The organism is Paenibacillus antibioticophila (assembly GCF_000455265.1).
Taxonomy (GTDB): Bacteria; Bacillota; Bacilli; order Paenibacillales; family Paenibacillaceae; genus Fontibacillus; species Fontibacillus antibioticophila.
Map to the genome: position 1 here is coordinate 72775 of NZ_HG005139.1, position 24259 is coordinate 97033.

The window sequence follows — 24259 nt, forward strand, 5'->3', positions numbered from 1 at the left end:
CGACCCGGACGGCATTGCCGATGCCGGCGCGACCCAGGGTCAGCGCCAGCTCCTCTGGCCGCGGCAGCCCGTCGCGGCCATCGCCGTCCGGAGCGGACAAGTCCCGCTCCGGATCAAGATAGACCGCCCCTGGTATATGGGCGGTCTCGTAGGCGAGCCGTCCGGCTTCCGGCTCCCCGGACTTGAACCGGCAATCCACGATGACGAGATCGGGCTCGTACATTCTTGCAAGCACCCATCTGGGGCTTACCAAAGCTTCCATATCATTTACCTCCCTAAATTAGCGATAGAATGAAGTCCTAGGCTTTGTCTGTATGCGACTGAATTCGCTCCTGGACTCCACGAAATTCCCCTCTTAAAATACCTCTAAAAATAGCAGTTGCCGTTCCAGCAACAGCTCAGCTATACTATGGAGCGGACTATAGAGTTGAACTAGAGAAACTACTTAGAAAAGGCATAAGTGTTCGAAGAATAGCCCCAAGATGTACTATGCGATGAGAGGAACCTGATGAATTAATGAATTCCACCGCGAGAGCTTCGCTCAAGTATCAAATCCTGTTTATAATCGGCATTATTGCGATTTCCTTCTCGTCGATCTTCATCCGATGGTCAGACGCCGAGGCGTCGGTGATCGGTATGTATCGGCTGTTCCTGACGAACCTGATTATGCTGCCGCTTGTATGGAAATCCCGTAAAGAGATGTTTTCTCTAACCGGAAGACAATGGGGCTGGCTGCTTCTGTCGGGAACGCTGCTTGGCCTCCATTTTCTCTTCTGGATCGGCTCCTTGTCCTATACAACGGTAGCCAGCTCCACGGTGATTTTAACGCTGGAACCGATTTTGGTCGTCAGCTCGTCCTATTTTCTGTTCGGCACACGAATCAACCGGACCATGATGCTCGGCATCGGACTGGCCCTGGTCGGTTCAATCGTTATCGGTGCAGGCGATTTCCAGGTATCCGGATCGGCGGTGCATGGTGATTTGCTATCCCTGCTGGGAACATTTGCAGTAGCGGCTCATATGCTGGCGGGCAAGCAAATATTGCAGAGCATGAGCGCGTTTGTCTACAATTTCTGGGTGTTCTTCACGGCCGCCTCGCTGCTGGCTGTTTATAATCTTGTTCAAGGCTATTCCTTTACCGGATACTCGTCCAAGGAATGGGGCGTCTTCTTGCTGCTAGCGGTCGTTCCTACCTTGTTCGGGCACTATCTCTTTAATTGGCTGATGCAGTATATGAGTGCTTCCGCTGTATCCATGGCCGTACTGGGGGAACCGGTTGTCGCTTCCTTGCTGGCCTGGTTATTGCTTAAAGAAAGTCTGTCAGGGCTTCAGCTTGGGGCCGGGGCTGTTATTTTGGCTGGCGTATGGCTGTTTATTGCTAATAACAAGGAAGTACCGAAGCCGGCGGCGGAACCTGAGCGACGTAGGAAATCTGCCTAAAGCTGGGTAAACACTTCATTTTTCTTATTTTTTGACCTCAAAAAATTGACAGTCACGGCGTGAGTGATAGGTAATGTCACTCACGCTTTTTTGCGTGATGACGGTATCTCCATCGAGCCGGATAATGACGGTCCCGTTTTCTACTAAATGCTGTCCTTCGAATACCCGAATCCGGAGCTGGCGCTGAAGCGCATCTTGAAAATCCTGCTCAGTGAGCAGCTTGCGAACGGTTGGCACAATCGTTGTCTCCTCTGATCTTCAGTTTGTTTTTTGACGGCGGAATTTCCTTTGCCGCTATCAAGAGCATATCGCCGCCAATTCGCTTTGTCCAGCATACTGCGCCCAGCCGAAGCGGCCATCACCTACATAGGATGAAGCATATAGCGTCGTGCCAGTAATCAGGCGTGGGTCTGAATGAGGAGGAGATTGAAATGGGGAAAACGAGCGGAAAATCATGCAAAGCTGTTCGCCGCAGCGGTCCTAGAAAGCCAACAGCAGCATTGCTTCGGGTCACGGCAGGGAGTATGCTGCCTTTCCTGCGGACGGTAGCCCGGAACCGCAGGTTCGCCGCAGCCTGGAGCAAAGCGATTGTAAAGGGAGATCTTGACCGGATGATCGCCTTGCTTCGTCCGGTTGCTCCGGATTTGATCCGAAACGGACTGGGCACCAACGGGATCGGTTATTTCTTTTCTTGCCCTAAACCTTGGTCAGAGTATAGCTGCGGCACCACGATTCCTCCGGGATCGGTGCAATTTCATTTCAGCCCGGTCATGCATCGGCGGATCGCGGCGTTGTTGATTCCTTATTATCGGCGGTTGCTGAAGCAGCCGGTATATGCGGCCGCACTTGCCCGCGCCATCCGGCGAGGGGAGCAGCGTACAGCGGAACGGCTCATTAAGCGGGAGATTTGTTCTTCTCTGCTTCGCTCCGTCTGTGTGAAGGATGGGGAGCTCCGGCTGACCTTTAAAACCCGCAAAAGCAAATATGTGTACGCGCATTTGCTCTTTCCGTTTCTGGATTGATGCAGATGGGATGGTATAATGGAGGATAGTCAGGAAAGGAGTGCTTGTGTTCGTTATGAAAACTTTGGTATTAGCGGAAAAGCCGTCTGTTGCCCGAGAGATTGCCCGGGTGCTGGGCTGCCGGGATAAACATAAAAGTCATTTGGAAGGTCCGAAGCACGTAGTCACCTGGGCTCTGGGCCATCTGGTCGGACTCGCGGAGCCGGAGGACTATGACGGGAAATACGGGACCTGGTCGCTGGAGGATTTGCCGATTCTGCCTGGCTCCATGAAGCTGAAGGTGCTGCGGGAGAGCAGTCATCAATATAAGGCGGTCCAACAGTTAATGCGCCGTCAGGACATCAGTGAGCTGATCGTAGCCACGGATGCTGCCCGGGAGGGGGAGCTGCTGGCACGCTGGATTATGAGCATGGCCAAATGGAACAAACCCTTCAAGAGGCTATGGATTTCGTCGCAGACCGACAAGGCGATCAAGGAGGGATTCGCGTCCTTGAAGCCGGGAAGCCAGTTTGACCGGCTGTATCAGTCGGCGCGCTGCCGGGCTGAAGCCGATTGGATGATCGGATTGAATGTAACCCGGGCCTTAACCTGCAAGTTCGGTTCTCCATTGTCTGCGGGCCGTGTCCAGACGCCGACGCTGGGTATGATTATGCAGCGGGAGCGGGAGATTACCTCCTTCCGTTCCGAGGAGTTTCATTCGCTGCGCGCCGACCTTGGCGGGTTTGAGGTTTTGTGGCGGGGGTCCAACGGCGATTCCAGAATCTTTAATGCAGAGCAGGCCGGACAATTGCAGCGCAAGCTGGAAGGTAAGACCGGCGTCATTGTGAAGCTGGCCAAGAGCGAGAAGCAGGTGCCTCATCCGCAAGCCTATGATCTGACCGAGCTGCAGCGGGATGCGAACCGTTATTTGGGCTTTTCTGCAAAGCAGACATCAAATGTACTGCAGCGTCTGTACGAGCAGCATAAGCTGGTGACATATCCGCGGACCGACTCGCGCTATCTGACGACCGACATGGTCGATACATTGAAGGAACGGCTGACCAGTGTGGCGATAGGCCCGTATGCATCTTTGGCCCGGCCTTTGCTGCGCAAGCCGCTCCATCCGGGCAAGCGCGTGGTCGATGACAGCAAGGTAACGGATCATCATGCAATTATCCCGACCGAGCAGACGGTACTGCTGAATACGCTGAATACGGAGGAACGGAGATTATATGATCTGATCGTTCGCCGCTTCATCAGCCTGTTCTATCCGCCGGCCCGTTTTGATCAGGTTGCAGTGGTCGTGGAGGCAGAGGGCGAGAAGCTGCATGCCAAGGGGATCACGATCAAGGACAGCGGCTGGAAGGCCGTCTATGACGGACAAGCCGGGGGCGAAGAGGACGAGGAGGAAGAATCCGGAGAGGACAGCGGCACTCTGCCGGAGCTGAAGGAGGGCCAGCGTTTGACGATCAAGCGCTGCCGCTTGCTGCCGGGGCGGACTCAGCCGCCGAAGCGGTATACCGAAGCCGCCCTGCTGACCCAGATGGAGAAGCATGGACTGGGAACCCCGGCGACCCGTGCGGATATTATCGAGAAGCTGGTTAGCTCGGATACGATTGAGCGGCAGGGATCTTCACTGCATCCGACGGGCAAAGGCAAGCAGCTCATCGAGCTGGCGCCCGAGGATCTGCGCTCGCCGGAGCTGACGGCCAAATGGGAGGCCGAGCTGGAGCGGATCGCGCGCGGACAGGGCAAGCCTGAGCCGTTCCTTGGCGGCATCCGCGAAATGACGATGACACTGGTGCGTGGCGTGAAGAACAGTGAGGCCACTTACAAACCGCACAATGTCTCGAACAGCCACTGCCCGGATTGCGGCACGCGGCTGCTGGAGAAGAAGAGCAAACGCGGCTTGCTGCTGATCTGCCCGAGCGAGGATTGCGGATACCGCCGTTCAGGCGAGAAACGTCTGTCGAACCGCCGCTGTCCGCAGTGCCATAAGAAGATGGAGCTGAAGGAAGGTAAAGCCGGTCTGTACGTGCAGTGTTTGCCTTGTGGAATTACGGAGACCTTGAACAAGGATTCAAAGCATGTGAACAAGCGGGAGCAGCAGAAGCTTGTGAAGCAATACGCCAAGCAGGAATCGCTCGGCAACAACCTCGGGGATCTGTTGAAGGCAGCGCTGGAGAAGCAGGACAAATAGCAATTGAGGAATGAGGACTCAACAGAGCTTGCATAAAACGGCAGCCCCTGCGGGAGGATAATGATGGGAATGAATTGATTTGCATTCTTTATTTCCACAGGAGGTGAAGCTCATGCCGTATCATAAAGCGCGCAAGACAGAGAATCAGCAGAATAAATCCAGTATTCTGGAGGAGAGCATCACGCCCAAGCCGAAAAAGCAAGGCGAGCGTCCAGCCAGTCTGAACGATATTCCGAAGCAGGAATCCTGATAGATTCAGCCGGCAAATTGCAGCAGCAGTCTCCTAAACGTAAGGCCAGGCCCTTCATTCCCGTGAGGGCGCCTGGTCTTTTTCTGTTTGGTATGCAGAAGAGGTTAGCAGTATAATAGAACTAGAGCGATGAAGGGAGGGGAGCGGTTATGCGGATAGGAATCGTGATATGGTTTGTATTTATTAATTTAGTAGCCTATATCGTCATGTCCGATGACAAGCGCCGGGCCAGACAGCGTAAGGAACGTACGCCGGAAAAAACACTGTTTCTACTGGCGGCTATCGGTGGTGCGCTGGGCATCCTCCTGGCGATGAATATCCATCGTCACAAGACGAAGCACGCCAGCTTCCGGATCGGAATCCCGCTGCTCTTGCTGTTAAATGCGGTGTTGTACGGCTATTTCTTAAGCTGAGACCGGCCGTTAACACGGATACAGACCGGAGGAGATGCCTGGAATAGTTTCATTCGTTGGGTCAAGGGTTATTGGTTTACATACTTTTAGAGATAAGGGGTGCTGACCTATGTTATTTTCTAAAATTGTTGCCGCCTTCGACGGATCCAAAGCCGCCAATAAGGCACTGGATAAAGCGATTGAACTGGTGAAGCTGACGCCGGGAGCCAGTCTTACGGTTGTTCATGCGTTTGATTTTCCAAGGTTCTATATAGCGGAGGGCTTCGCGCCGATTCCCGCTTCTGTGAATCAGGATTTCTATAATATGGCTGAGAGTACGGTGAAGGAAGCAGAGGAACGGGTTAAGCAGGCGGGTTTAACGGCGAAGGTCGAGTTGTTGCAGGGGGCGCCGGCCGAAGCGCTGCTTGATTATGTGAAGAAGCACGATTCCGATCTGATTGTGATCGGCAGCAGAGGGCTCGGAGGCATCCGCGAATTCGTGCTGGGCAGTGTCAGTCATAATGTGGTGCAGCATGCGCGTATTCCGGTACTCGTGGTAAAATAAATCATCTTTAAATAGAATAGCGATCCGCCTGGATTGCATGGAAAAGCGGGGGAAATCCTCCCGCTTTTTTGTTAATGGCTTCAGCCCGTTGAGCACGCGAAGCATGCGAAACAGAAAACCGCCCGCTATGCGGGTGAGATAACAAAGGTTGAGCCAACAGGATCATTGCTCCAACTTATATTCGATCTATGGTGACGGTTTTTGGAAAAGATACGCCTAAGTTCTGAAGTTTGGCACTGAATTTAGAAATAGTAGTATAGAGTACAGTTAGATTCGCAAAAACTCAGCCGTACCGTCCCACCGCGCGCTGGGAGCTGCGCGCGGTGCCAGAGCGATTCTGAAAAAACAGACATCTTTTGACGGTTGACCTGAACGCTGTTCCTTATTAAGCACTGCTGCAGCGCTTAACAGGGCGATATTCTTCTTTTCGAGCTTGACTGATGCGTTGTAACTAGAGCAATTCAAGCAACAATGCAAGCAACAATGCAGACAGCATGCAAGCAGCGCAATCGATACATTTGCTCAGAGGGGAAATGCTTGGTCTAACGGACATTACGTCTCCTTAAAGGCCACTATGGATGAAGCCAGAAATGTAACGGACATTTTGGCTGCTTAGATAGGTGAGTTGTGTGAATCAGAGCCGATTGAGCGTCTTAAATGCCGAAAATGTCCGTTACCCTTCGAAAATGCGCAAAAATGTCGGCTAACGGTTCAAAATGTCCGCTAGCAAATTCAAAGAAGATACTCCTTTCTAGCGAGTCCAAAATATCCGTTAGTCCAAAACCTGTAGGTGGTATACTTAAACCTGTGAAATTTGGAAATGGCGAGGAATTTAGTTACCCCTTCTACAATATAATCGTCAAGGTTATCCAGCGATCCGCCCAGCCACAATAGGCTTAAATGAACTGAAGCAACCAATAGGCACAAAACACATGAAGATCCATTCAGCAAATATAATTTGAACCCGAATCGATAGGAAGGAAGAATGAACATGGCACAACTTATTTTTGATCCAGCCGGCTATACGGTGAACGACGGAACGGAAAGCGTGGAATTGCTGGCCAAGGAATTTGCCTTGCTGCAGTTTTTATATGAGCGGCGGGGGCAGGCCTTTTCACGCGAGCAATTGCTGGACCGGGTCTGGGTGCTGGAATATCCGGTAGAGCGGACGGTCGATGACCATATTTACCGTTTGCGCAAAAAGCTTCGCCGTTGGCCGCATGTCAAAATTAACACGATTCGGGGCTACGGCTACAGTCTTATCATGGCTGAGCCCAAAGCTTTGGACAATCCCTCCATGCGTGATGAAGAGATCCAGAATGCGGTACGGGGGCTGTTTGAAAAATACCATTTGCTCGGGCAGGGAAAATCTATCGTGGCATTGGCGTCTCAGCGCGAAGTCCTCGGATTTGAGATCAATGCATATTTCCGGAGCTATATCCGGTTTATTCAAGCCGACATCGGGTGGTTTCTGGAAACGGACGAGGTTCAACCGCGGGAACGTTTTTATTGGTTGCTCCTTCTTTACTGGGCGGCCACGCCAGATTCCGACCGGGTGCTCGATTACTGCGAGGAAGTGCTGAGGCAAGGCCTAATGACGCCGGAACAGCACAGGGAGATGGAAATCCTGAATATTCTTGAGCTGTATGCCGATGCCGGCAAGCCCAAGAAGGCTATCGAACGATTTGATCATACTGGGCGCGTAGTGGAGCAAGACGGATTGACCGGTTTTGTCATGCCCGTGGCATTGATGGAGATGTATGTTCATCTGGTGGCCGGAAGCTGGGAGGAGGCCGATCAGACCGCTGCCAGACTGGAGCGCTTGCTGGAGAAAGAGCCTTATATTAGAGAGATAGGCAGATTTCGCGTTTTTAAAGGCTTGCGCCTTCTTACGAAGGGGCAAGAGCGAGAAGCGGAAGAAAGTCTGGATGAAGGACTGGAGATACTGAGCATGTCTCAACACCTGCCGCTTTATCTAGGTGCTATCAAACAGATTAATTTATTTTTGCGGCGCTGTGATCCGGAGAATTCATTAGCGCGTAAATATGCCTATTTATTTGAGTCCGTACAGAAGGAATTTCATCTATCGACGCTTCGCCCCGTCATGGAAAAATACATTTCGGAATTTCTTGGAGCCGGTATGGTCGAAAAGGAGTAATTTATCCCCGTCCCCCATTCTTATTTGATCATTCTCTGATATTCATCGGTTAAGCTGCAAAGAGTGATCACGAAATGGACAGATGAAGGATGGAGGAATTGTTAAATGATATCTGCTTCCCGCTCCGCGCTGTGGTCGATCCGCAGTTACAGGAGCATGTTTTCCGCCTATGCGCTCGCTTCGTTCGGAGACTGGTTCGATGCGCTCGCCATTCAGGTTTTGGTAGTCTATCGCTGGGGCGTAGACCCGTTCATGATTGCGCTCATTCCGGTATGCATGGCGTTACCGGCCGTTTTGTTCAGTTCTTTTGCAGGCACGCTGGCGGACCGGGTCCAGCAGGCGAAGCTAATGATGCTGTGTGATCTGCTGACCGTCATCCTGACGGTCGGTGTCCTGTTCGCTCCGAATTTTGCATGGCTGTTGCCGCTGCTGGCGCTCCGGGCCATGGCCGGTGTATTTCATGTGCCAGCTCAACAAGCGCTGACCCGCCGGGTTGTTCCCGCTGATTTATTGCTGCAGGCGACCTCCTATAACGGACTGGTCGGCCAGGGATCTAAGGTGGCCGGACCGCTGCTGGGCGCGGTAACGCTTGCTGCCCTGTCTCCCCATGCCTGTATCCTGATTAATATGGGAGCGCGGCTGCTGTCTGCTCTTCTGTTGCTGGGGTTATGGAGGCTGCCTGCTGGTAAAGCCGGACAAGAGAGGGAAGTCGCAAAGGGGCAGTTCCGAAGACAGAGCTTCTGGAGCGAATGGAAGGAAGGCTGGGCATTCCTCTGGCACCGTAAAGTGGTGTTTCATACTATGATTTTTGGCTTTATCGGTTTAACGGCAATCTTGATGGTTGATTATCAATTTCCGACCCTGTTTAAGTCTATTTCTCCCGATAATGAATCGTTGACCGGACAGGTTGTGGCCGCGATTGGAGCGGGTGCCGTGGGCGCGATTGTTGTTCTGAACAAGCTGGGTAAAATCCATTATGCTTGGGGATTGGGCGGAGGCTGCGGATTGATCGGCCTGGGTATTGCGCTGCTGGGGCTATGCCCTCCGGCAAGCCCGCTTTGGCTGTTGCTAGGATTTGGGCTGCTGCTCGGAATCGGCAATGGGACATATATTCTGGTCCAAAATTATATTTTGCAGAAGGAAACTTCTCCGGACGTCGTCGGGCGCGTGTTCGGCATTCAGAATACAATGAACAGTCTCGTGATGCTGACCGCGCCGCTGGTTGGGGGACTATTCATCCGGGCGCTTTCCGTTGGGACGGCCTTCATGTCTATCGGCATAACGATGGTGGGACTTGGCCTGACAGGAATTTTGCTCCGGCGCTTGCTCTGGCCTCAAACGGAAGTTAAAGAAACCGGGGCCGGTGTATCCGGAATGAAAATGCCCTCCGCTTAAACATGCTTTTCGATAGATATTGAATGTTGTTAGTCGCATGAGCACCCACGCCAGCAATTTTAATGCTGCTCGGCAAAGTGAATGCTCTCCTCCACAAAGGCTAGTACCTCTTCACTTATGGGAAGCAATCCGGTATCCGCGGCCGGACGTTTCCGAACCTCCCAGAACTTGCTTTCCAGCTCCTGGTCTCCGCCAAAGGTAACTTTGGATAACGTTAGCAGCTCTTGTGCAATAATTTGTCCCTCTTCGGATTGGGGCTGGATCCCCTGAGAAATACACCAATCGATCCGGCGAAGCAAGGAAATATATTGCTGGGTGACCGTGTCGTTGTTTTCTAATTTCGGCAAGGTTCTTCGCAGTAGCTCCTGTTCTTCCTTCTCGAAATAGTCGACCCATTTCTTGGGGGTTGATTTCCCATGGGCAATGAACCCGGATACTTTCTCCCAGGGCAAGTCATCCTCCAAATCCACCATATGAATCAGAGAGACCGTATGATCAATTTGCTTTTGCAGGGCGCTTAATTGATCTTGAAGGTGATTGTGATGGGCAATAAGTATCTCCCGATACGACAGCGCATCCAGCAGATGGGCAATATCCTCCAGCGGTAAAGCCAACTGCTTCAGCATCATTATTTTTTCCAGTCGAAACAAGTCATCCTCGGAATAGTACCGGCGGCCGTGATCATCCTTCCGACCAGGACGGAGCAATCCAATCTGATCATAAAATCGAAGTGTTCGGACCGAAATGGAGCGCTTTTTGGCTACTTGTCCGGTAGTCCATTGAACCATTTTTTTCTCCCCTGACGAATTTATGCTTGCAGGTTACGTTGCGTAACCACTTATAGTTGCCAGTATAACATACGACATACGTACTGGAGGCCAATGAAATGGAAATGCACATCGCGGAGAAGTGGACGAAAGAAAATAAATGGTCATGGCGTGAATTTCTTGCTTTAATGCTGCTTGAATTCGGAGGTGTTGTGTGGTTCGTCAAACATGGCCTGCAGCCCCTGTATGAGGCGCGGTTGGATAATTCCTTGTATGCCGGTGCCTTGACGGGCCTGACCATTGCCGTTATCCTGCTGACCGGACTCTATCTGATTGCCTTGCGGCCCCTTGGATTATCTTGGAATCAAGTCGGTATTCGATGCTTTCCGTCCAGCTATTGGGGGAAGATAATCCTTTGGTTCCTGATCCTGACGATCCTTAGTATTGCTGCTGTCATTATCACAGGATATATGGGAAATACCGTGGATAACAGTAAGACCGAAGCATTGCGTGAGCAAGTGAATGGACTAACAGTATGCATAGGGATTCTATCGGCAGGGGTCATATCCCCAGTGTATGAAGAGATTTTTTATCGCGGATTTATTTATCGGTGGTTGAGAACACGTACGGGAAAAGGGTTAAGCCTATTGATCAGTTCCCTGATTTTTACCGCTGCTCATTATCCGACCCTGAATGCCATGCCGGTCAATTTCATCTCGGGTATTATATTTGCCTGGACTTATGAAAGAACCGGCTCTGTCTGGCCTGCCATCCTGATTCATGGCGCTTTCAATTCGATTGCCGTTATCCTGACCGCCTTGTCTTAATGCGATGGATTTGCAGAGGGAAGGGGATAGGTTAAAATACGAACGATATTTTGTTAACAAAAAAATAATGTTCGTGTTTGAGTTGACATCCCTTGTCGGGGATTGTTAAACTAAGAGAGCGCGCGGGAGAACCGCGAATGAGAATGAAACTTATATACTCTCGTATAAAGCCGGGGATAGGGCCCGGAAGTCTCTACCCGAGAACCGTAAATTTTCGGACTACGAGTGAATACGTCATAGGAATAGGCTGTTTCTTGCGTTGCCTTGACGGGCTGCGGCCGATAAGGCCGATTTTGTGCTCGTCAGGGCAAGCGGCGTATTCGCAACCGGGTCCGAAACTTCTGAAAATACGTGTATTTTCATAGAGTTCGGGCTTTTTCTTTTTTAGGCTCCGGGTACGAACAGCAATTTCAACCATTTTAGTTATAGAAGAAGATTTATGAAAGTTTAGGAAACCTAAAGAAAGCGGGTGGATGTCAAGCATGTCAGCACGGGTTGGAGTCATTATGGGCAGCAAATCGGATTGGGAGACCATGTCTCACGCATGCAGGGTATTGGAAGAGCTTCAGGTGCCTTATGAGAAAAAGGTAGTATCTGCGCACCGCACGCCGGATCTTATGTTTGAATACGCGGAGCAGGCGGCGGAACGCGGACTGAAGGTGATCATTGCAGGTGCCGGAGGTGCAGCACACTTGCCGGGCATGGTTGCTGCCAAAACGGTGCTGCCGGTGATCGGTGTGCCGGTACAATCAAAGGCGCTGCAGGGGCTGGATTCGCTCCTATCCATCGTCCAGATGCCAGGCGGGATTCCGGTTGCAACGGTAGCCATCGGTAAGGCAGGCGCGACGAACGCCGGGCTGCTGGCAGCACAAATGCTTGGCGCATTCGACCAGGAGCTGGCTGAGCGGCTAACGGCACGGCGGGAGCGGATCCGCGATGAAGTGCTTGAGAGCAGCGGCGAGCTGGTGCTGGAGGAGAAGCAATGAGCCGTTTGAAGCTGGAGGCGGCAGGCCCTCGCCTGGCTCCGGAAGGAGCCGGCGGGGAAGCGCGAGCTAACCTGGATGCCGAGAAGGTAATCGCTCCCGGCTCCACAGTCGGTGTGCTGGGCGGCGGCCAATTAGGGCGGATGATGGCCTTGGCGGGAAGTAATCTCGGCTATCGCTTTGTAACGCTGGACCCGACACCGGAGTCGCCGTGCGGGCAGGTTGCCCGGCAGATTGTCGCCGGATACGGAGATCGGGCGGCGGCCCAAGAATTGGCTGCTCAAGCGGACGTAATCACATACGAATTTGAAAATGTGGATGCAGATGTAGCGGCATTGCTTGAAGAGCAGTCTTACGTTCCTCAGGGGAGCCGCTTGCTCTATACAACGCAGCATCGTCTGCGTGAGAAAGCGGCTATTGAGGCGGCTGGTGTGCCGGTCGCTCCTTATGAACAGATCCATAACGAGGAAGGGCTGCGCGGAGCGGCAAGCCGTCTGGGACTGCCGGCGGTATTGAAGACCGCGACAGGCGGTTATGACGGAAAGGGGCAATGGGTGATTCGCTCAGAGGCTGAGATTGCCGAGGCGTATGCTACATTGAGTCAGGCGGGAACGGAGCTGGTATTGGAGCAGTTCATTCCGTTTGAGAAGGAATTGTCCGTGATCGCAGCCCGCAGCCCGCGTGGTGAGATCAGGACTTTTCCCGTTGCCGAGAACATTCATGTAGACAATATTCTTCATGTGTCGATCGTTCCGGCCCGGATCGGGTCGGAAGTGCAAGCAGAAGCGGAGAAGCTGGCTTCGCGGATTGCGGAGTCGCTGGGAGCAGTAGGACTGCTGGCGGTAGAGATGTTCCTGACCGGAGACGGAAGGCTGTATGTTAATGAGCTGGCGCCAAGGCCGCACAATTCGGGCCATTATACGATGGAGGCAAATGCGACCTCGCAGTTCGAGCAGCATGTCCGGGCCATCTGCAATTTGCCGCTTGGCGCCCCTGGCTTGAGAACACCAGTGGTGATGGTCAATGTGCTTGGTGAACATTTGCAGGCGGTAGAGCAGGCAGTAGCCACCGGGCAATGGGGAGAGAGGGTGCCGTCTGCGGCTGGCAATCCGGTCAACCCGAAAGTACACTTATATGGAAAGCAAGGTTCTGCGCCGAAGCGGAAGATGGGACATGTCAATCTTTTGTGCAGCGATGTGCAGGACGGGCTGGATTTTATACAGCAAACCAAAATATGGAGGAACCAACAGTTATGATCGAACGTTACAGCAGACCGGAAATGCGGGCCATATGGACCGAAGAGAACAAGTTTAAGGCCTGGCTTGAGGTGGAGATTTGCGCTTGCGAAGCGTGGGCGGAGCTGGGAGTTATTCCGAAGGAGGATGTAGCGCTGCTGCGTCAGAATGCCACCTTCGATATGGATCGGATTTATGAGATTGAGCTGGAGACGCGTCATGATGTCATCGCCTTTACCCGTGCCGTTTCCGAGAGTTTGGGCGCAGAGCGCAAATGGGTGCACTATGGCCTCACCTCGACGGATGTTGTGGATACGGCGCTTGGTTATCTGCTCAAGCAGGCGAACGAGATTCTGGAACGGGATTTGGTAAGCTTCATCGATATTCTGCGCAACAAGGCCATCGAATACAAGGATACGGCCATGATGGGACGGACACACGGAGTTCATGCCGAGCCGACGACCTTTGGTCTGAAGATGGCGCTCTGGTATGAAGAGATGAAGCGGAACCTGGAACGGTTCAAGCGGGCAGCCGACAATGTTCAGTTCGGAAAGATCTCCGGTGCGGTCGGCACTTATGCGAACATCGACCCGTTTGTAGAGGAGTTCGTCTGCCGCAAGCTGGGCACGAGCCCGGCGCCGATCTCAACGCAGACGCTGCAGCGTGACCGTCATGCTGAATATATGGCGACCCTGGCGTTGATTGCAACCTCGCTCGACAAGTTCGCCACGGAAATCCGGGCGCTGCAAAAGAGTGAGTTCCGCGAGGTGGAGGAAGCCTTTGCGAAGGGACAGAAGGGCTCATCGGCCATGCCGCACAAGCGCAATCCGATTGGCTGCGAGAACATTTCCGGCCTGTCGCGCGTGATTCGCGGGCATATGCTCTCTGCTTATGAGAACGTGACGCTGTGGCATGAGCGCGATATTTCGCACTCTTCGGTGGAGCGTGTGATTTTGCCGGATGCAACGATGCTGCTTAACTACATGCTGAACCGCTTTGGCAATATCGTGAAGAATCTGACGGTATTCCCTGAAAATATGAAGCGCAATATGGAGCGCACCTTCGGCGTGCCGTTCTCCGGCCGGGTGATGACGAAGCTGATCGATAAGGGCTTCAGCCGTGAGCAGGCATACGATACTGTACAGCCTCGCGCGATGCAGGCCTGGGAGACGCAGCGGCATTTCCGGGACATTATTGAAGAGACGCCGGAGATCACCTCCGTGCTGACCAAGGAAGAAATCGAGGATGCATTTAATCCATCCTGGCATTTGAAGCATGTGGACACGATTTTTACCAAGCTGGGATTGAACTAAATTAGTCCTTGTATTAAAGGAATAATGAAAAATGTAAGTTGAACTATAAAGGTTCATAGGAGGGAAGCAAGCATGTCAACACCGGCGATTTCCACGGCGGAGGGAATGATTGGGGCCCCGCTGCTATATAAAGGGAAGGTTCGCGAGCTGTACGATCTTGGGGAGCATTATCTCATCGTCGTAACGGACCGGATTTCGGCCTTCGACTTCGTGCTTGAGCCGGCTGTGCCGGAGAAGGGCAAGGTCCTGAACCGGCTCAGCGCTTATTGGTTCGAACAGACCAGTCACCTGATCGATAACCATGTGATCCACACCGATGTAGACCGGCTGGAAGGCATTGTTCCGGCGGAGCACCGTGAGGCATTACGCGGCCGGATCATGGTGACCCGCAAGGCGCAGCGCATCGATATCGAATGCGTGGTCCGCGGATACGTGACCGGCGGGGGCTGGCGGCAGTACCAGGAGAGCGGGGAGATTAACGGAATCAAGCTGCCTGAGGGACTGCGCAAGAACAGCAAGCTGGCAGAGCCAATCTTCACGCCGGCCGCAAAAAACGATGTCGGACACGATGAAGACATCCCATTCGCGAGGATGGCGGAATTGACCGGCGCGGAGCTGGCGGAACAGCTGCGGACCCGCAGTCTGGAGCTGTATAGCTACGCCCGCGAGCGTTGTGAACAGCGCGGCATTGTTCTTGCGGACTGCAAGCTGGAATTCGGTCTGGTGGATGGCAAGCTGATCTTCATTGACGAGATTTTTACCCCGGATGCCTCGCGCTTCTGGGCCGAAGAGAACTATGCGCTCGATATTGAAATCGACAGTATGGACAAGGAACCGGTTCGCACGTATTTGGCCGGCTCGGACTGGGACAAGATCAGCCCGCCGGCCCCGTTGCCGCCGCTAGTTGTGGAGGAGACAACCCGGAGATATAAGGAGATTTACCGGCGCTTGACCGGGGCGGAGCTATAGCCGTCGCAGCCGGTCAGCCAATCTATTTTGCGGCATCGCCGCACATACCATGACAAGGGGGAACACGGGAAAATGTTGAAAGCTCGCGTATATGTCACAATTAAGCAAAGCGTACTTGATCCGCAGGGGGTTGCCGTACAGGGGGCGCTGCATTCGATGGGATTCAGAGAGGTTGAGGGTCTGAGAATCGGCAAGTATATGGAGATGCAGTTGGACACCGATGACCGCTTTGAGGCGGAAGCCCGGGTCAAGGCGATGTGCGAGAAGCTGCTGGCCAATACGGTTGTCGAAGATTACCGCTTCGAGTTGGAGGGCTGATCCATGAAATTTGCAGTCCTCGTATTTCCCGGCTCCAACTGTGATATCGACTGTTACAAGGCAGTAGAATCTGCACTTGGCGAACCGGTTGACTACGTATGGCACACAGCTACAGATTTGTCGGGCTATGATTGCATTCTCGTGCCGGGCGGCTTCTCTTACGGAGACTATCTCCGCTGTGGAGCCATTGCCCGCTTCGCGCCGGTGATGAATGAGGTAGCCAAGGCGGCAGAAGAAGGCAAATACGTCCTGGGCATCTGCAACGGCTTCCAGATTTTGACCGAGGCCGGACTGCTCCCGGGGACGCTGCGCCGCAACGATTCCCTGAAGTTCCGCTGTCATGATACGGTGCTTCGTGTCGAGAATAATGACAATCCATTTACCTCGCTCTATGCGGAAGGAGAAGAAATTACGATTCCGATTGCGCATGGGGAAGGCAACTATTATTGCGATGAGGATACCTTGAGGCAGCTGCAAGAAAATCGGCAGATTATTTTCAGATACAGTAGCAATCCCAACGGTTCGGTGGACGACATTGCGGGGATTACGAACGAACGCGGAAATGTGGTCGGCATGATGCCGCACCCGGAACGGGCGGTTGACGGACTGCTTGGCTCGGAAGACGGCAAGAAGATGTTTACTTCGATATTAAAGGCATGGAGGGATCGGCATGAATCAGCAGGTGTCCGCTAAGGAACCGAATGCAGAGCAAATTGCGGAGCAGCACATTTACAAACAGATGGGCGTATCGGACAGCGAGTATGAGCTGATCTGTGGATTCCTTGGGCGCAAGCCGAACTACACGGAAATCGGTGTGTTCAGCGTCATGTGGTCGGAGCATTGTGCTTACAAGAACTCCAAGCCGCTCTTGCGCCGCTTTCCGACCAGCGGGCCGCGCGTACTGATGGGACCGGGCGAAGGCGCGGGCATTGTCGATATCGGAGATAATCAGGCGGTCGTATTCAAAATCGAAAGCCATAACCACCCGTCAGCGGTTGAGCCTTATCAAGGCGCCGCTACAGGTGTCGGCGGGATTATCCGCGATATTTTCTCCATGGGGGCAAGACCGGTGGCGCTGCTGAACTCGCTTCGCTTCGGCAAGCTGGAGAGCGAGCGCGTGAAATATTTGTTCGAGCATGTCGTATCCGGCATCGCGGGCTACGGGAACTGTATCGGCATTCCGACGGTAGGCGGCGAAGTGGTGTTTGACGAAAGCTATGATGGCAACCCGCTCGTTAACGCGATGTGCGTCGGCTTGATCGATCACGATAAGATTCAACGCGGCGTAGCCAAGGGCGTCGGAAATCCGGTGTTCTATGTCGGTCCTCCGACAGGCCGGGACGGAATTCACGGAGCGACCTTTGCATCCGAGGAGCTCACTGAAGAATCGGAGGCAAAGCGGACAGCAGTACAGGTTGGCGATCCGTTCATGGAGAAGCTCGTGATGGAGGCGTGTCTGGAGCTGATCGATACCGGCATTGTGCTGGGGATTCAGGATATGGGCGCAGCCGGGTTGACCTGCTCCAGTGCGGAGATGGCGAGCAAGGCGGGGAATGGTCTGGAGCTGTATCTCGATCAGGTTCCGCAGCGCGAGGAGGGCATGACTCCGTATGAAATGATGCTGTCGGAGTCCCAGGAACGTATGCTGTTCGTAGTGGAGCCGAAGGATGAAGCGCAGGCGCTGGAGATTTTTGAACGGTGGGGCGTGATTTGCGCGAAGGTCGGTAAGGTTACGGATGACGGCCGGCTGAAGCTGTTCCATCATGGCGAAGTGGTTGGCGATATGCCGGTGACCGCACTTGTAGATGAATGTCCGGTATACGAAAAGCCATCCTCGGTGCCTGCTTATTATGAGCAAAACGCAGGAATCGACACGCTTCGCTATCCGGAAGTGAGCGATCTGAACTTAGCGTTGGAGCAAATCCTGGCTTCGCCTTCGGTGGCAAGCAAGGCTTGGGTGTATAACCAGTATGATTACATGGTTCGGACCAGCACGGCGGTTCGCCCGGGTTCTGACGCGGCGGTGGTGACGGTTCAAGGCACCCGCAAGGCGCTGGCTATGACGACGGACTGTAATGGACGTTTCGTCTATCTGGATCCGGAAGTGGGCGGCAAGATTGCAGTGAGTGAAGCCGCACGGAATATTGTGTGCTCGGGTGCAGAGCCGCTGGCGATTACGGACAATCTGAATTTCGGCAGCCCGGAGAAGCCGGATATTTTCTGGCAGATGGAGCGTGCGGTTGACGGCATGGCGGAAGCCTGCCGTGTGCTGGACGCACCGGTCATCGGCGGTAATGTTAGCTTGTACAATGAAAATTTGCAAGGTGCGATCTATCCGACACCGGTTGTCGGGATGGTTGGCCTGGTTCATGATACGGATCATATTACGACGCAAGGGTTCAAAAACGAGGGCGATGTCATTGTGCTGCTCGGGGATACCCGCGGCGAGCTTGGCGGCAGCGAGTTCCAGGCCGTGGTGCATGGCGTAACAGAAGGACGTCCGCCAGTGCTGGACCTCCAAGTGGAGAAGCAGCTGCTTGATGCCGTGCTAAGTGCTATTCAAGGCGGCTTGGTTCGTTCGGCACATGATTTGTCAGAGGGCGGCCTAGCGGTAGCGATTGCCGAGAGCTGCATCAGCGGCGGCATCGGTGCCAAGATTGAGCTTGATTCTGCGCTGCGTGCTGATTTGGCGTTGTTCAGTGAATCCCAGTCGCGGATCGTGTTATCGGCAGCTCCGGCACAGGCGGAGCAATTGCTGGATCATCTTGCCTCGCGCGGGGTTCCGGTACAGCGGATCGGCGTTGTTGAGGGCAGTGCGCTGAAGGTCTCCGTTAACGGAGCATCGGCGATTGACAGACCGGTGAAGGAGCTGGCCCGGGTCTGGGAGGATGCGATTCCATGTCGGATGCAATGATGCCTTCGCAGCAGCTATGGACGGGAGACTATTATAACGAAGGCACGGGGCGCAGCGATATTTTCGATACCTTGAAAGAGGAATGCGGCGTGTTCGGTGTGTTCGGACACCCGGAGGCGGCCTCGCTGTCTTATTACGGCTTGCATGCATTGCAGCACCGCGGCGAGGAGAGCGCGGGAATCTGTGTAACTGATGGAGAGCAGTTCAACTACCACCGCGGCATGGGGCTGGTCAAAGAGGTGTTTGACCGTGACAAGCTGTCCTCGTTGCCGGGGAACCGCTCCATCGGTCATGTGCGTTATTCGACGAGCGGCGATAGCCGTCTGACGAATGCCCAGCCGCTGATCTTCAAATATCGGGATGGAGATCTCGCGGTGGCAACGAACGGCAATATCGTCAATGCCCCGCAGATTCGCCGGGAGCTGGAGCAGGCGGGCTCGATTTTCCAGACGACCAGTGATACAGAGGTTATCGCCCATCTGATCGCCCGTTCATCGAAGGAATTTGTTGAGGCAGCCAAGGATGCGCTCCGCCAATTGGTTGGCGGGTTTGCTTTCTTGCTGATGACCAACAACAAGCTGATCGTTGCCAGTGATCCGCACGGTCTGCGTCCGCTGACGATGGGGCGGTTAGGAGACGCCTATTTATTCTCATCGGAGACCTGTGCCTTTGAGGTGGTCGGTGCCGAAATTATCCGCGATATCCTGCCGGGCGAGCTGTTGGTGCTGGATGAGAACGGAATGCGGGAGGATCGTTATGCCGAGCCGCAGCGCAAGGCGCTGTGTGCGATGGAATACATCTATTTCAGCCGGCCGGACAGCGAGTTGAACGGAGCGAACCTGCACCGGGCCCGCAAGCAGATGGGACAGGTGCTGGCGCAGGAATCCTTTGTGGATGCGGATGTAGTAACCGGAGTGCCGGATTCGAGTATATCGGCTGCGATTGGTTACGCAGAGCAGACAGGAATTCCTTATGAGCTTGGACTGATCAAGAATAAATATACCGGCCGGACCTTCATCCAGCCGAGCCAGGAGCTGCGCGAGCAAGGCGTCAAGATGAAGCTTAGCGCCGTGCGAGGCGTGGTGGAGGGCAAGCGGGTTGTAATGATTGACGACTCCATCGTCCGGGGAACGACCTCGCGGCGTATCGTCAATTTGCTGCGGGAGGCGGGAGCGACCGAGGTGCATGTGCGGATTACATCGCCTCCGTTTAAAAATCCGTGCTTCTACGGCATTGATACACCCGACCGGGCAGAGCTGATCGCTTCCTCCAAGTCGGTGGAGGAGATTCGCCAAGAGATTAATGCGGATTCCCTGCAATTTTTGACCCCGGATGGATTGATACGAGCTGTCGGCGGATTTAATCAGGGCGACTATAAGGGCGGCTTGTGTATGGCTTGCTTCGACAATGACTATCCGACCCAAACGGATTTTGACGGGGAAGAGAAGTTTGGCTGTACGTGTTGAGTAGTGAGAGCTAGTTGTAAAAACTACATTTATATTTCTTCAGTGAAGGGGAAACAGGCAAACTAGGTGTAGAAAGTACAGCTATTTTCCACGATCTAGGCTCTTCACCTTGGCATAGAAGCCATTTAATTGCAGTCCGTACATTTAAGCATGTCTATTTCAAGAGAAGAACGAAGAATAGATGTATCTTATACAGCTACTAGGATAGTAAGGAGCTATATTAGTTGAACTAAAGAACTGCAGAGAAAAGGCATAAGTGTAAAGTGTTTTGAAGTAAAAGCTTTCTGAAAGAAAGCTACTTCGAGAGCATAAGCTCGGTAGCGTTCGCCTTTGAGAGCGGATTTCTTCCTTCACATGGCCAATTCAATCCAAGAAATTCGCGAACAACAGCGATCGTAAGAACACTTTACACGTTGCCTCCTGTGTATAATCATTAGTTCAACTTAGCTAGTTATCTTTAGCCAAGAAAATATGTTATAGGGAGAGTGTCGATACGTGTCTGAGGCATACAAACAAGCCGGAGTGGATATTGCGGCAGGCAATGAAGCGGTAGAGCGGATGAAGAAGCATGTCAAACGGACGTTCCGTCCTGAGGTTATGACAGAGCTTGGCGGGTTCGGCGGATTGTTCGGCTTGAATAAGGACAAATACAAGGAGCCGGTGCTTGTGTCGGGAACCGATGGGGTCGGCACCAAGCTGAAGCTGGCTTTTGCAATGGACAAGCATGATACAATCGGCATCGATGCGGTTGCAATGTGTGTCAACGATATCGTGGTGCAAGGCGCAGAGCCGCTGTTCTTCCTGGACTATCTTGCTTGCGACAAGGTCATTCCCGAGAAGATCGAGGCGATTGTAGCGGGGATTGCCGAAGGCTGTCATCAATCAGGCTGTGCTCTGATCGGCGGCGAGACGGCAGAGATGCCCGGCATGTATGCCGAGGGTGAATATGATATAGCCGGCTTTACGGTCGGCGTGGTTGACAAGAGCAAGATCGTTAATGGCAGTTCCATTGCTGCAGGGGATGTTGTATTGGGACTGCCGTCCAGCGGAGTTCACAGCAACGGCTTCTCGCTGGTGCGTAAGCTCTTGCTGGAGCAAGCGGGCTATGATCTGAAGGACCGGGTATCCGGGCTGGATGGAGAAGTGCTTGGCGAGGTTTTGCTGGCGCCGACGCGGCTCTACGTCAAGCCGGTGCTGTCGCTGCTTGAGAAGGTCCAGGTGAAGGGAATGGCTCATATTACGGGCGGCGGCTTCATCGAAAATATCCCTCGCGTATTGCCGGACGGCGTAAACGCGGAAATCGACTATGGCTCCTGGCCGGTGCAGCCGATCTTCCGGCTGCTGCAGCGTACAGGAGAGGTCAGTAACCGGGACATGTTCACGACCTTCAACATGGGAATCGGGCTTATCATCGTCGTTGCGGAGCAGGATGCCGAGCAGGCGCTTGCCGCATTGCGCGAAGCGGGCGAGACCCCGTATCAAATCGGTCGCATTACTGCCGGAGAACGGCTGGTTACCTTTACCGGGGTGGAAGTCTGATGTCGCAAGGCTGTCGGATTGCTGTATTTGCTTCGGGAAATGGCAGTAATTTTCAGGCGTTGCTGGAGGCCTCCCGGGAAGGGGGGCTTGGCGGCGGTGAAATCGTGCTGCTCGTCTGTGACAAGCCGAATGCCTTTGTCGTCGAACGGGCCCGCCAGGCGGGGGTGGAGACGTATCTGTTCCGCCCGAAGGAATATGCGCGGCGCGAGGATTACGAGGCTGAGATCGCAGCAAGGCTTACTGAGCTTGAGATCGACCTAGTCATATTGGCTGGTTATATGCGCCTGCTTACACCGGTATTGGTTAGTCCTTACGCCGGAAGAATGTTGAATATTCATCCATCCCTGCTGCCCGCATTTCCGGGCACGGATGCTATTGGACAAGCTTGGAATTACGGAGTCAAGGTTACGGGCGTGACCGTGCACCTGGTGGATGAGGGCATGGATACGGGAACCATTGTGGCGCAAGAAGCTGTGACGGTGGAGCCCGGCGAGGATGTCGATTCTTTGACGGCCCGGATTCACCAAGTCGAACAGCGCTTATATCCTCAGGTTGTGAAACAATTTGCCAAGGGCAGAGTTCGCGTGAACGGACGCAAGGTTGAGTTGGGTTAGGGCTGTGAGCTATATAAGTTTAACTTAAGAAGCTACGCAGAAAAGCAAAAAGTGTGAAGTGTGCTGAAGCGAAAGCTTTCTTGCTGAAAGCTGCTTCGGGAGCATACGCTTCGGTAGAGTTCGCCTTTGTGAGTGGAATTCCGCCTTACCATAATTGGGTCCAATCAGAGGATTCCGCGAACAACAGAGCTCGTAAGAACACTTCACACGTTGCCCTAAGAGCGTAAGGATCATTAGTTTAACTTATATAGAATGGTTTTTCGATATTTCCCGAGAAATATTGCAAGCACATTCGTCAAAATTAAAGGGGGACCTGGAACGTGGGAATCAAGAGAGCGCTGGTCAGTGTATCGGATAAGACAGGGATTGTAGAGTTTTGCCGGGAGTTGTCCGGACTGGGGGTAGAAATCATATCCACCGGCGGTACTAAAAATCTGCTGGCGAAGGAAGGCGTGCCCGTCATCGGGATTTCCGATGTGACCGGATTCCCGGAAGTTTTGGATGGGCGGGTGAAGACGCTGCATCCGGCTGTGCACAGCGGACTGCTGGCGGTTCGCGACAGTGCGGAGCATCAGGCGCAAATGCAGGAATTGGGACTGGATTATATTGATCTGGTGGTCGTGAATCTCTATCCGTTTCAGGAGACGATTGCGAAGCCGGATGTGACTTATGAGGACGCGATTGAAAATATCGATATCGGCGGCCCGACCATGCTTCGTTCTGCGGCGAAAAACCATGCGTTTGTCAGTGTGGTAGTGGATGCTGCAGACTATGCCGGCGTAATTGAAGAGATTCGGGCTGACGGCGATACTACGCTCGATACGCGCAAGCGTCTGGCGGCGAAAGTGTTCCGTCATACCTCGGCGTATGATGCACTGATCTCGGAATATTTGTCGAAGGTGACTGGCGACCCATTGCCGGAACGCTTTACGGTCACTTACGAGAAAATTCAAGATTTGCGCTATGGCGAGAATCCACATCAAAAGGCTGCATTCTACCGGAAGCCGCTTGCAGCCGTGGACACGCTGACTTCAGCAGAGCAGCTGCACGGCAAGGAACTCTCCTATAACAATATCAACGATGCCAATGCAGCCCTGCAAATTGTCAAGGAGTTTGATGAGCCGGCTGTTGTCGCCGTGAAGCATATGAATCCTTGCGGTGTGGGAGTAGGCGAAAGCATTTATGAAGCTTACCGGAAGGCGTATGATGCGGATCCGGTATCGATTTTCGGCGGAATCATTGCCGCAAACCGGATCATTGACGAAGCTACAGCAGTATTGTTGAAGGAGATTTTCCTGGAGATCATTATTGCTCCGGACTTCACCCAAGAGGCGCTTGACGTACTGACACAGAAGAAAAATATTCGTCTATTGAAGCTGGGCAGCCTGCAGTCGGGCGCTAATCGCAGCAGTCAGTTCGTCGTTACTTCGATTGATGGCGGGATGATCGTGCAGGAGAGCGATGTCCACACCTTGTCCGAGAGCGATCTGACGGTGGTTACCGACCGCAAGCCGACCGAGGCGGAATTGAAGCAGCTGTTGTTCGGGTGGAAGGTCGTTAAGCATGTGAAGTCTAATGCGATTGTGCTGGCAAAGGATGATATGACGGTTGGAGTAGGTGCCGGGCAAATGAACCGCGTCGGATCGGCAAAGATTGCGATTGAGCAAGCGGGCGACAAGGCGAAGGGCAGTGTGCTTGCTTCCGATGCGTTCTTCCCGATGGGAGATACGTTGGAGTTTGCAGCAAAGGCTGGAATTACGGCGGTAATTCAGCCGGGGGGCAGTGTCCGTGACGAAGAGTCGATCAAGGTTGCTAATGAGAATGGAATCGCGATGGTCTTCACCGGAGTCAGACATTTTAGACACTAATAAACACTAAATAGTTGTTATTAGTAAATGTGAATGACAGGTTTG

Annotated in this window: 23 protein-coding genes and 1 riboswitch; of the genes, 20 read left to right on the forward strand and 3 right to left on the reverse strand. The window is 53.3% G+C overall.

Features of this window, described 5'->3' with window-relative positions:
• The coding region (locus TX85_RS27135) for a rhodanese-like domain-containing protein (RefSeq protein WP_262362593.1) at nt 1–262 on the reverse strand (262 nt) is incomplete at its 3' end.
• A gap of 254 nt (nt 263–516) precedes the next feature.
• Between TX85_RS27135 and TX85_RS00315 the strand changes: the two genes are divergently transcribed.
• Nucleotides 517–1440 carry a DMT family transporter gene (locus TX85_RS00315; protein WP_044477169.1) on the forward strand — a complete coding sequence of 308 codons (924 nt, stop codon included), beginning with the start codon at nt 517–519 and terminating at the stop codon, nt 1438–1440.
• A gap of 24 nt (nt 1441–1464) precedes the next feature.
• On the opposite strand, the gene TX85_RS00320 is transcribed toward TX85_RS00315, so the two are convergent.
• Nucleotides 1465–1677: a hypothetical protein gene (locus TX85_RS00320; RefSeq protein ID WP_044477170.1), complete on the reverse strand. Its 213-nt coding sequence runs from the start codon at nt 1675–1677 to the stop codon at nt 1465–1467.
• 194 nt (nt 1678–1871) lie between these two features.
• On the opposite strand from TX85_RS00320, the gene TX85_RS00325 reads away from it, so the two are divergent.
• The 7 genes from TX85_RS00325 (at nt 1872) to TX85_RS00350 (ending at nt 9401) form a co-directional block, all read left to right on the forward strand.
• Nucleotides 1872–2462 carry a hypothetical protein gene (locus tag TX85_RS00325; RefSeq protein WP_049894735.1) on the forward strand — a complete coding sequence of 197 codons (591 nt, stop codon included), beginning with the start codon at nt 1872–1874 and terminating at the stop codon, nt 2460–2462.
• A 55-nt stretch (nt 2463–2517) separates the two neighbouring features.
• The gene (locus tag TX85_RS00330; RefSeq protein ID WP_044477171.1) at nt 2518–4641 is read left to right on the forward strand and encodes a DNA topoisomerase III; all 2124 of its coding nucleotides are present in this window, start codon (nt 2518–2520) and stop codon (nt 4639–4641) included.
• Between the two features lie 112 nt (nt 4642–4753).
• A complete protein-coding gene (locus TX85_RS26955) occupies nt 4754–4891 on the forward strand; it encodes a hypothetical protein (RefSeq protein WP_187375119.1) in 138 nt (45 codons plus the stop codon).
• A 149-nt stretch (nt 4892–5040) separates the two neighbouring features.
• Nucleotides 5041–5304, forward strand: a complete 264-nt coding sequence (locus tag TX85_RS00335) for a DUF1294 domain-containing protein (protein WP_044477172.1) — start codon at nt 5041–5043, stop codon at nt 5302–5304.
• A gap of 109 nt (nt 5305–5413) precedes the next feature.
• Entirely contained in the window at nt 5414–5848 is a 435-nt protein-coding gene (locus TX85_RS00340) for a universal stress protein (protein WP_044477173.1), read from the forward strand.
• 991 nt (nt 5849–6839) lie between these two features.
• A complete protein-coding gene (locus TX85_RS27900) occupies nt 6840–8006 on the forward strand; it encodes a winged helix-turn-helix domain-containing protein (protein ID WP_044477174.1) in 1167 nt (388 codons plus the stop codon).
• Between the two features lie 105 nt (nt 8007–8111).
• Entirely contained in the window at nt 8112–9401 is a 1290-nt protein-coding gene (locus TX85_RS00350; RefSeq protein WP_044477175.1) for an MFS transporter, read from the forward strand.
• A gap of 59 nt (nt 9402–9460) precedes the next feature.
• Here the strand turns inward: TX85_RS00350 and TX85_RS00355 are convergent, their stop codons facing one another.
• Nucleotides 9461–10189: a MerR family transcriptional regulator gene (locus TX85_RS00355; protein WP_044477176.1), complete on the reverse strand. Its 729-nt coding sequence runs from the start codon at nt 10187–10189 to the stop codon at nt 9461–9463.
• A 98-nt stretch (nt 10190–10287) separates the two neighbouring features.
• On the opposite strand from TX85_RS00355, the gene TX85_RS00360 reads away from it, so the two are divergent.
• From TX85_RS00360 to purH, 12 genes are all read left to right on the forward strand, one after another.
• Nucleotides 10288–10995 carry a CPBP family intramembrane glutamic endopeptidase gene (locus TX85_RS00360; protein ID WP_316244860.1) on the forward strand — a complete coding sequence of 236 codons (708 nt, stop codon included), beginning with the start codon at nt 10288–10290 and terminating at the stop codon, nt 10993–10995.
• 140 nt (nt 10996–11135) lie between these two features.
• Nucleotides 11136–11237, forward strand: a riboswitch (purine riboswitch).
• 240 nt (nt 11238–11477) lie between these two features.
• Entirely contained in the window at nt 11478–11981 is a 504-nt protein-coding gene (gene purE, locus TX85_RS00365; protein WP_044477177.1) for a 5-(carboxyamino)imidazole ribonucleotide mutase, read from the forward strand.
• Nucleotides 11978–13234 (forward strand): 5-(carboxyamino)imidazole ribonucleotide synthase, encoded by a 1257-nt coding sequence (gene purK / locus TX85_RS00370; RefSeq protein ID WP_081671599.1) that lies wholly within the window; start codon nt 11978–11980, stop codon nt 13232–13234. The genes purE and purK overlap by 4 nt, the downstream gene beginning before the upstream one ends.
• Nucleotides 13231–14526, forward strand: coding sequence for an adenylosuccinate lyase (purB, locus tag TX85_RS00375; RefSeq protein ID WP_044477178.1), 1296 nt, complete (start codon nt 13231–13233; stop codon nt 14524–14526). Before purK ends, purB begins: the two co-directional genes overlap by 4 nt.
• Nucleotides 14527–14598: 72 nt before the next feature.
• Entirely contained in the window at nt 14599–15495 is an 897-nt protein-coding gene (locus tag TX85_RS00380) for a phosphoribosylaminoimidazolesuccinocarboxamide synthase (protein ID WP_044477179.1), read from the forward strand.
• Nucleotides 15496–15567: 72 nt separating this feature from the next.
• Entirely contained in the window at nt 15568–15813 is a 246-nt protein-coding gene (gene purS, locus TX85_RS00385) for a phosphoribosylformylglycinamidine synthase subunit PurS (protein WP_044477180.1), read from the forward strand.
• A 3-nt stretch (nt 15814–15816) separates the two neighbouring features.
• Entirely contained in the window at nt 15817–16506 is a 690-nt protein-coding gene (gene purQ, locus TX85_RS00390; RefSeq protein ID WP_044477181.1) for a phosphoribosylformylglycinamidine synthase subunit PurQ, read from the forward strand.
• Nucleotides 16484–18727 (forward strand): phosphoribosylformylglycinamidine synthase subunit PurL, encoded by a 2244-nt coding sequence (gene purL, locus TX85_RS00395; protein WP_044477182.1) that lies wholly within the window; start codon nt 16484–16486, stop codon nt 18725–18727. Before purQ ends, purL begins: the two co-directional genes overlap by 23 nt.
• Nucleotides 18712–20193, forward strand: coding sequence for an amidophosphoribosyltransferase (gene purF, locus TX85_RS00400; RefSeq protein ID WP_044477183.1), 1482 nt, complete (start codon nt 18712–18714; stop codon nt 20191–20193). Before purL ends, purF begins: the two co-directional genes overlap by 16 nt.
• 495 nt (nt 20194–20688) lie before the next feature.
• Complete coding sequence (gene purM / locus TX85_RS00405) at nt 20689–21732, forward strand: phosphoribosylformylglycinamidine cyclo-ligase (protein WP_044477184.1); 1044 nt, start codon at nt 20689–20691, stop codon at nt 21730–21732.
• The gene (gene purN / locus TX85_RS00410) at nt 21732–22346 is read left to right on the forward strand and encodes a phosphoribosylglycinamide formyltransferase (protein ID WP_044477185.1); all 615 of its coding nucleotides are present in this window, start codon (nt 21732–21734) and stop codon (nt 22344–22346) included. The genes purM and purN overlap by 1 nt, the downstream gene beginning before the upstream one ends.
• A 320-nt stretch (nt 22347–22666) precedes the next feature.
• On the forward strand, nt 22667–24214 hold the full coding sequence (gene purH / locus TX85_RS00415) for a bifunctional phosphoribosylaminoimidazolecarboxamide formyltransferase/IMP cyclohydrolase (protein WP_044477186.1): 1548 nt from the start codon (nt 22667–22669) through the stop codon (nt 24212–24214).
• Nucleotides 24215–24259: the final 45 nt, after the last annotated feature.

Coding starts and splice junctions, on each gene's coding strand:
- TX85_RS00315 (WP_044477169.1), top strand. CDS start 517: ATGAATTCCACCGCGAGAGCTTCGCTCAAGTATCAAATCCTGTTTATA.
- TX85_RS00325 (WP_049894735.1), top strand. CDS start 1,872: ATGGGGAAAACGAGCGGAAAATCATGCAAAGCTGTTCGCCGCAGCGGT.
- TX85_RS00330 (WP_044477171.1), top strand. CDS start 2,518: ATGAAAACTTTGGTATTAGCGGAAAAGCCGTCTGTTGCCCGAGAGATT.
- TX85_RS26955 (WP_187375119.1), top strand. CDS start 4,754: ATGCCGTATCATAAAGCGCGCAAGACAGAGAATCAGCAGAATAAATCC.
- TX85_RS00335 (WP_044477172.1), top strand. CDS start 5,041: ATGCGGATAGGAATCGTGATATGGTTTGTATTTATTAATTTAGTAGCC.
- TX85_RS00340 (WP_044477173.1), top strand. CDS start 5,414: ATGTTATTTTCTAAAATTGTTGCCGCCTTCGACGGATCCAAAGCCGCC.
- TX85_RS27900 (WP_044477174.1), top strand. CDS start 6,840: ATGGCACAACTTATTTTTGATCCAGCCGGCTATACGGTGAACGACGGA.
- TX85_RS00350 (WP_044477175.1), top strand. CDS start 8,112: ATGATATCTGCTTCCCGCTCCGCGCTGTGGTCGATCCGCAGTTACAGG.
- TX85_RS00355 (WP_044477176.1), bottom strand. CDS start 10,189: ATGGTTCAATGGACTACCGGACAAGTAGCCAAAAAGCGCTCCATTTCG.
- TX85_RS00360 (WP_316244860.1), top strand. CDS start 10,288: ATGGAAATGCACATCGCGGAGAAGTGGACGAAAGAAAATAAATGGTCA.
- purE (WP_044477177.1), top strand. CDS start 11,478: ATGTCAGCACGGGTTGGAGTCATTATGGGCAGCAAATCGGATTGGGAG.
- purK (WP_081671599.1), top strand. CDS start 11,978: ATGAGCCGTTTGAAGCTGGAGGCGGCAGGCCCTCGCCTGGCTCCGGAA.
- purB (WP_044477178.1), top strand. CDS start 13,231: ATGATCGAACGTTACAGCAGACCGGAAATGCGGGCCATATGGACCGAA.
- TX85_RS00380 (WP_044477179.1), top strand. CDS start 14,599: ATGTCAACACCGGCGATTTCCACGGCGGAGGGAATGATTGGGGCCCCG.
- purS (WP_044477180.1), top strand. CDS start 15,568: ATGTTGAAAGCTCGCGTATATGTCACAATTAAGCAAAGCGTACTTGAT.
- purQ (WP_044477181.1), top strand. CDS start 15,817: ATGAAATTTGCAGTCCTCGTATTTCCCGGCTCCAACTGTGATATCGAC.
- purL (WP_044477182.1), top strand. CDS start 16,484: ATGAATCAGCAGGTGTCCGCTAAGGAACCGAATGCAGAGCAAATTGCG.
- purF (WP_044477183.1), top strand. CDS start 18,712: ATGTCGGATGCAATGATGCCTTCGCAGCAGCTATGGACGGGAGACTAT.
- purN (WP_044477185.1), top strand. CDS start 21,732: ATGTCGCAAGGCTGTCGGATTGCTGTATTTGCTTCGGGAAATGGCAGT.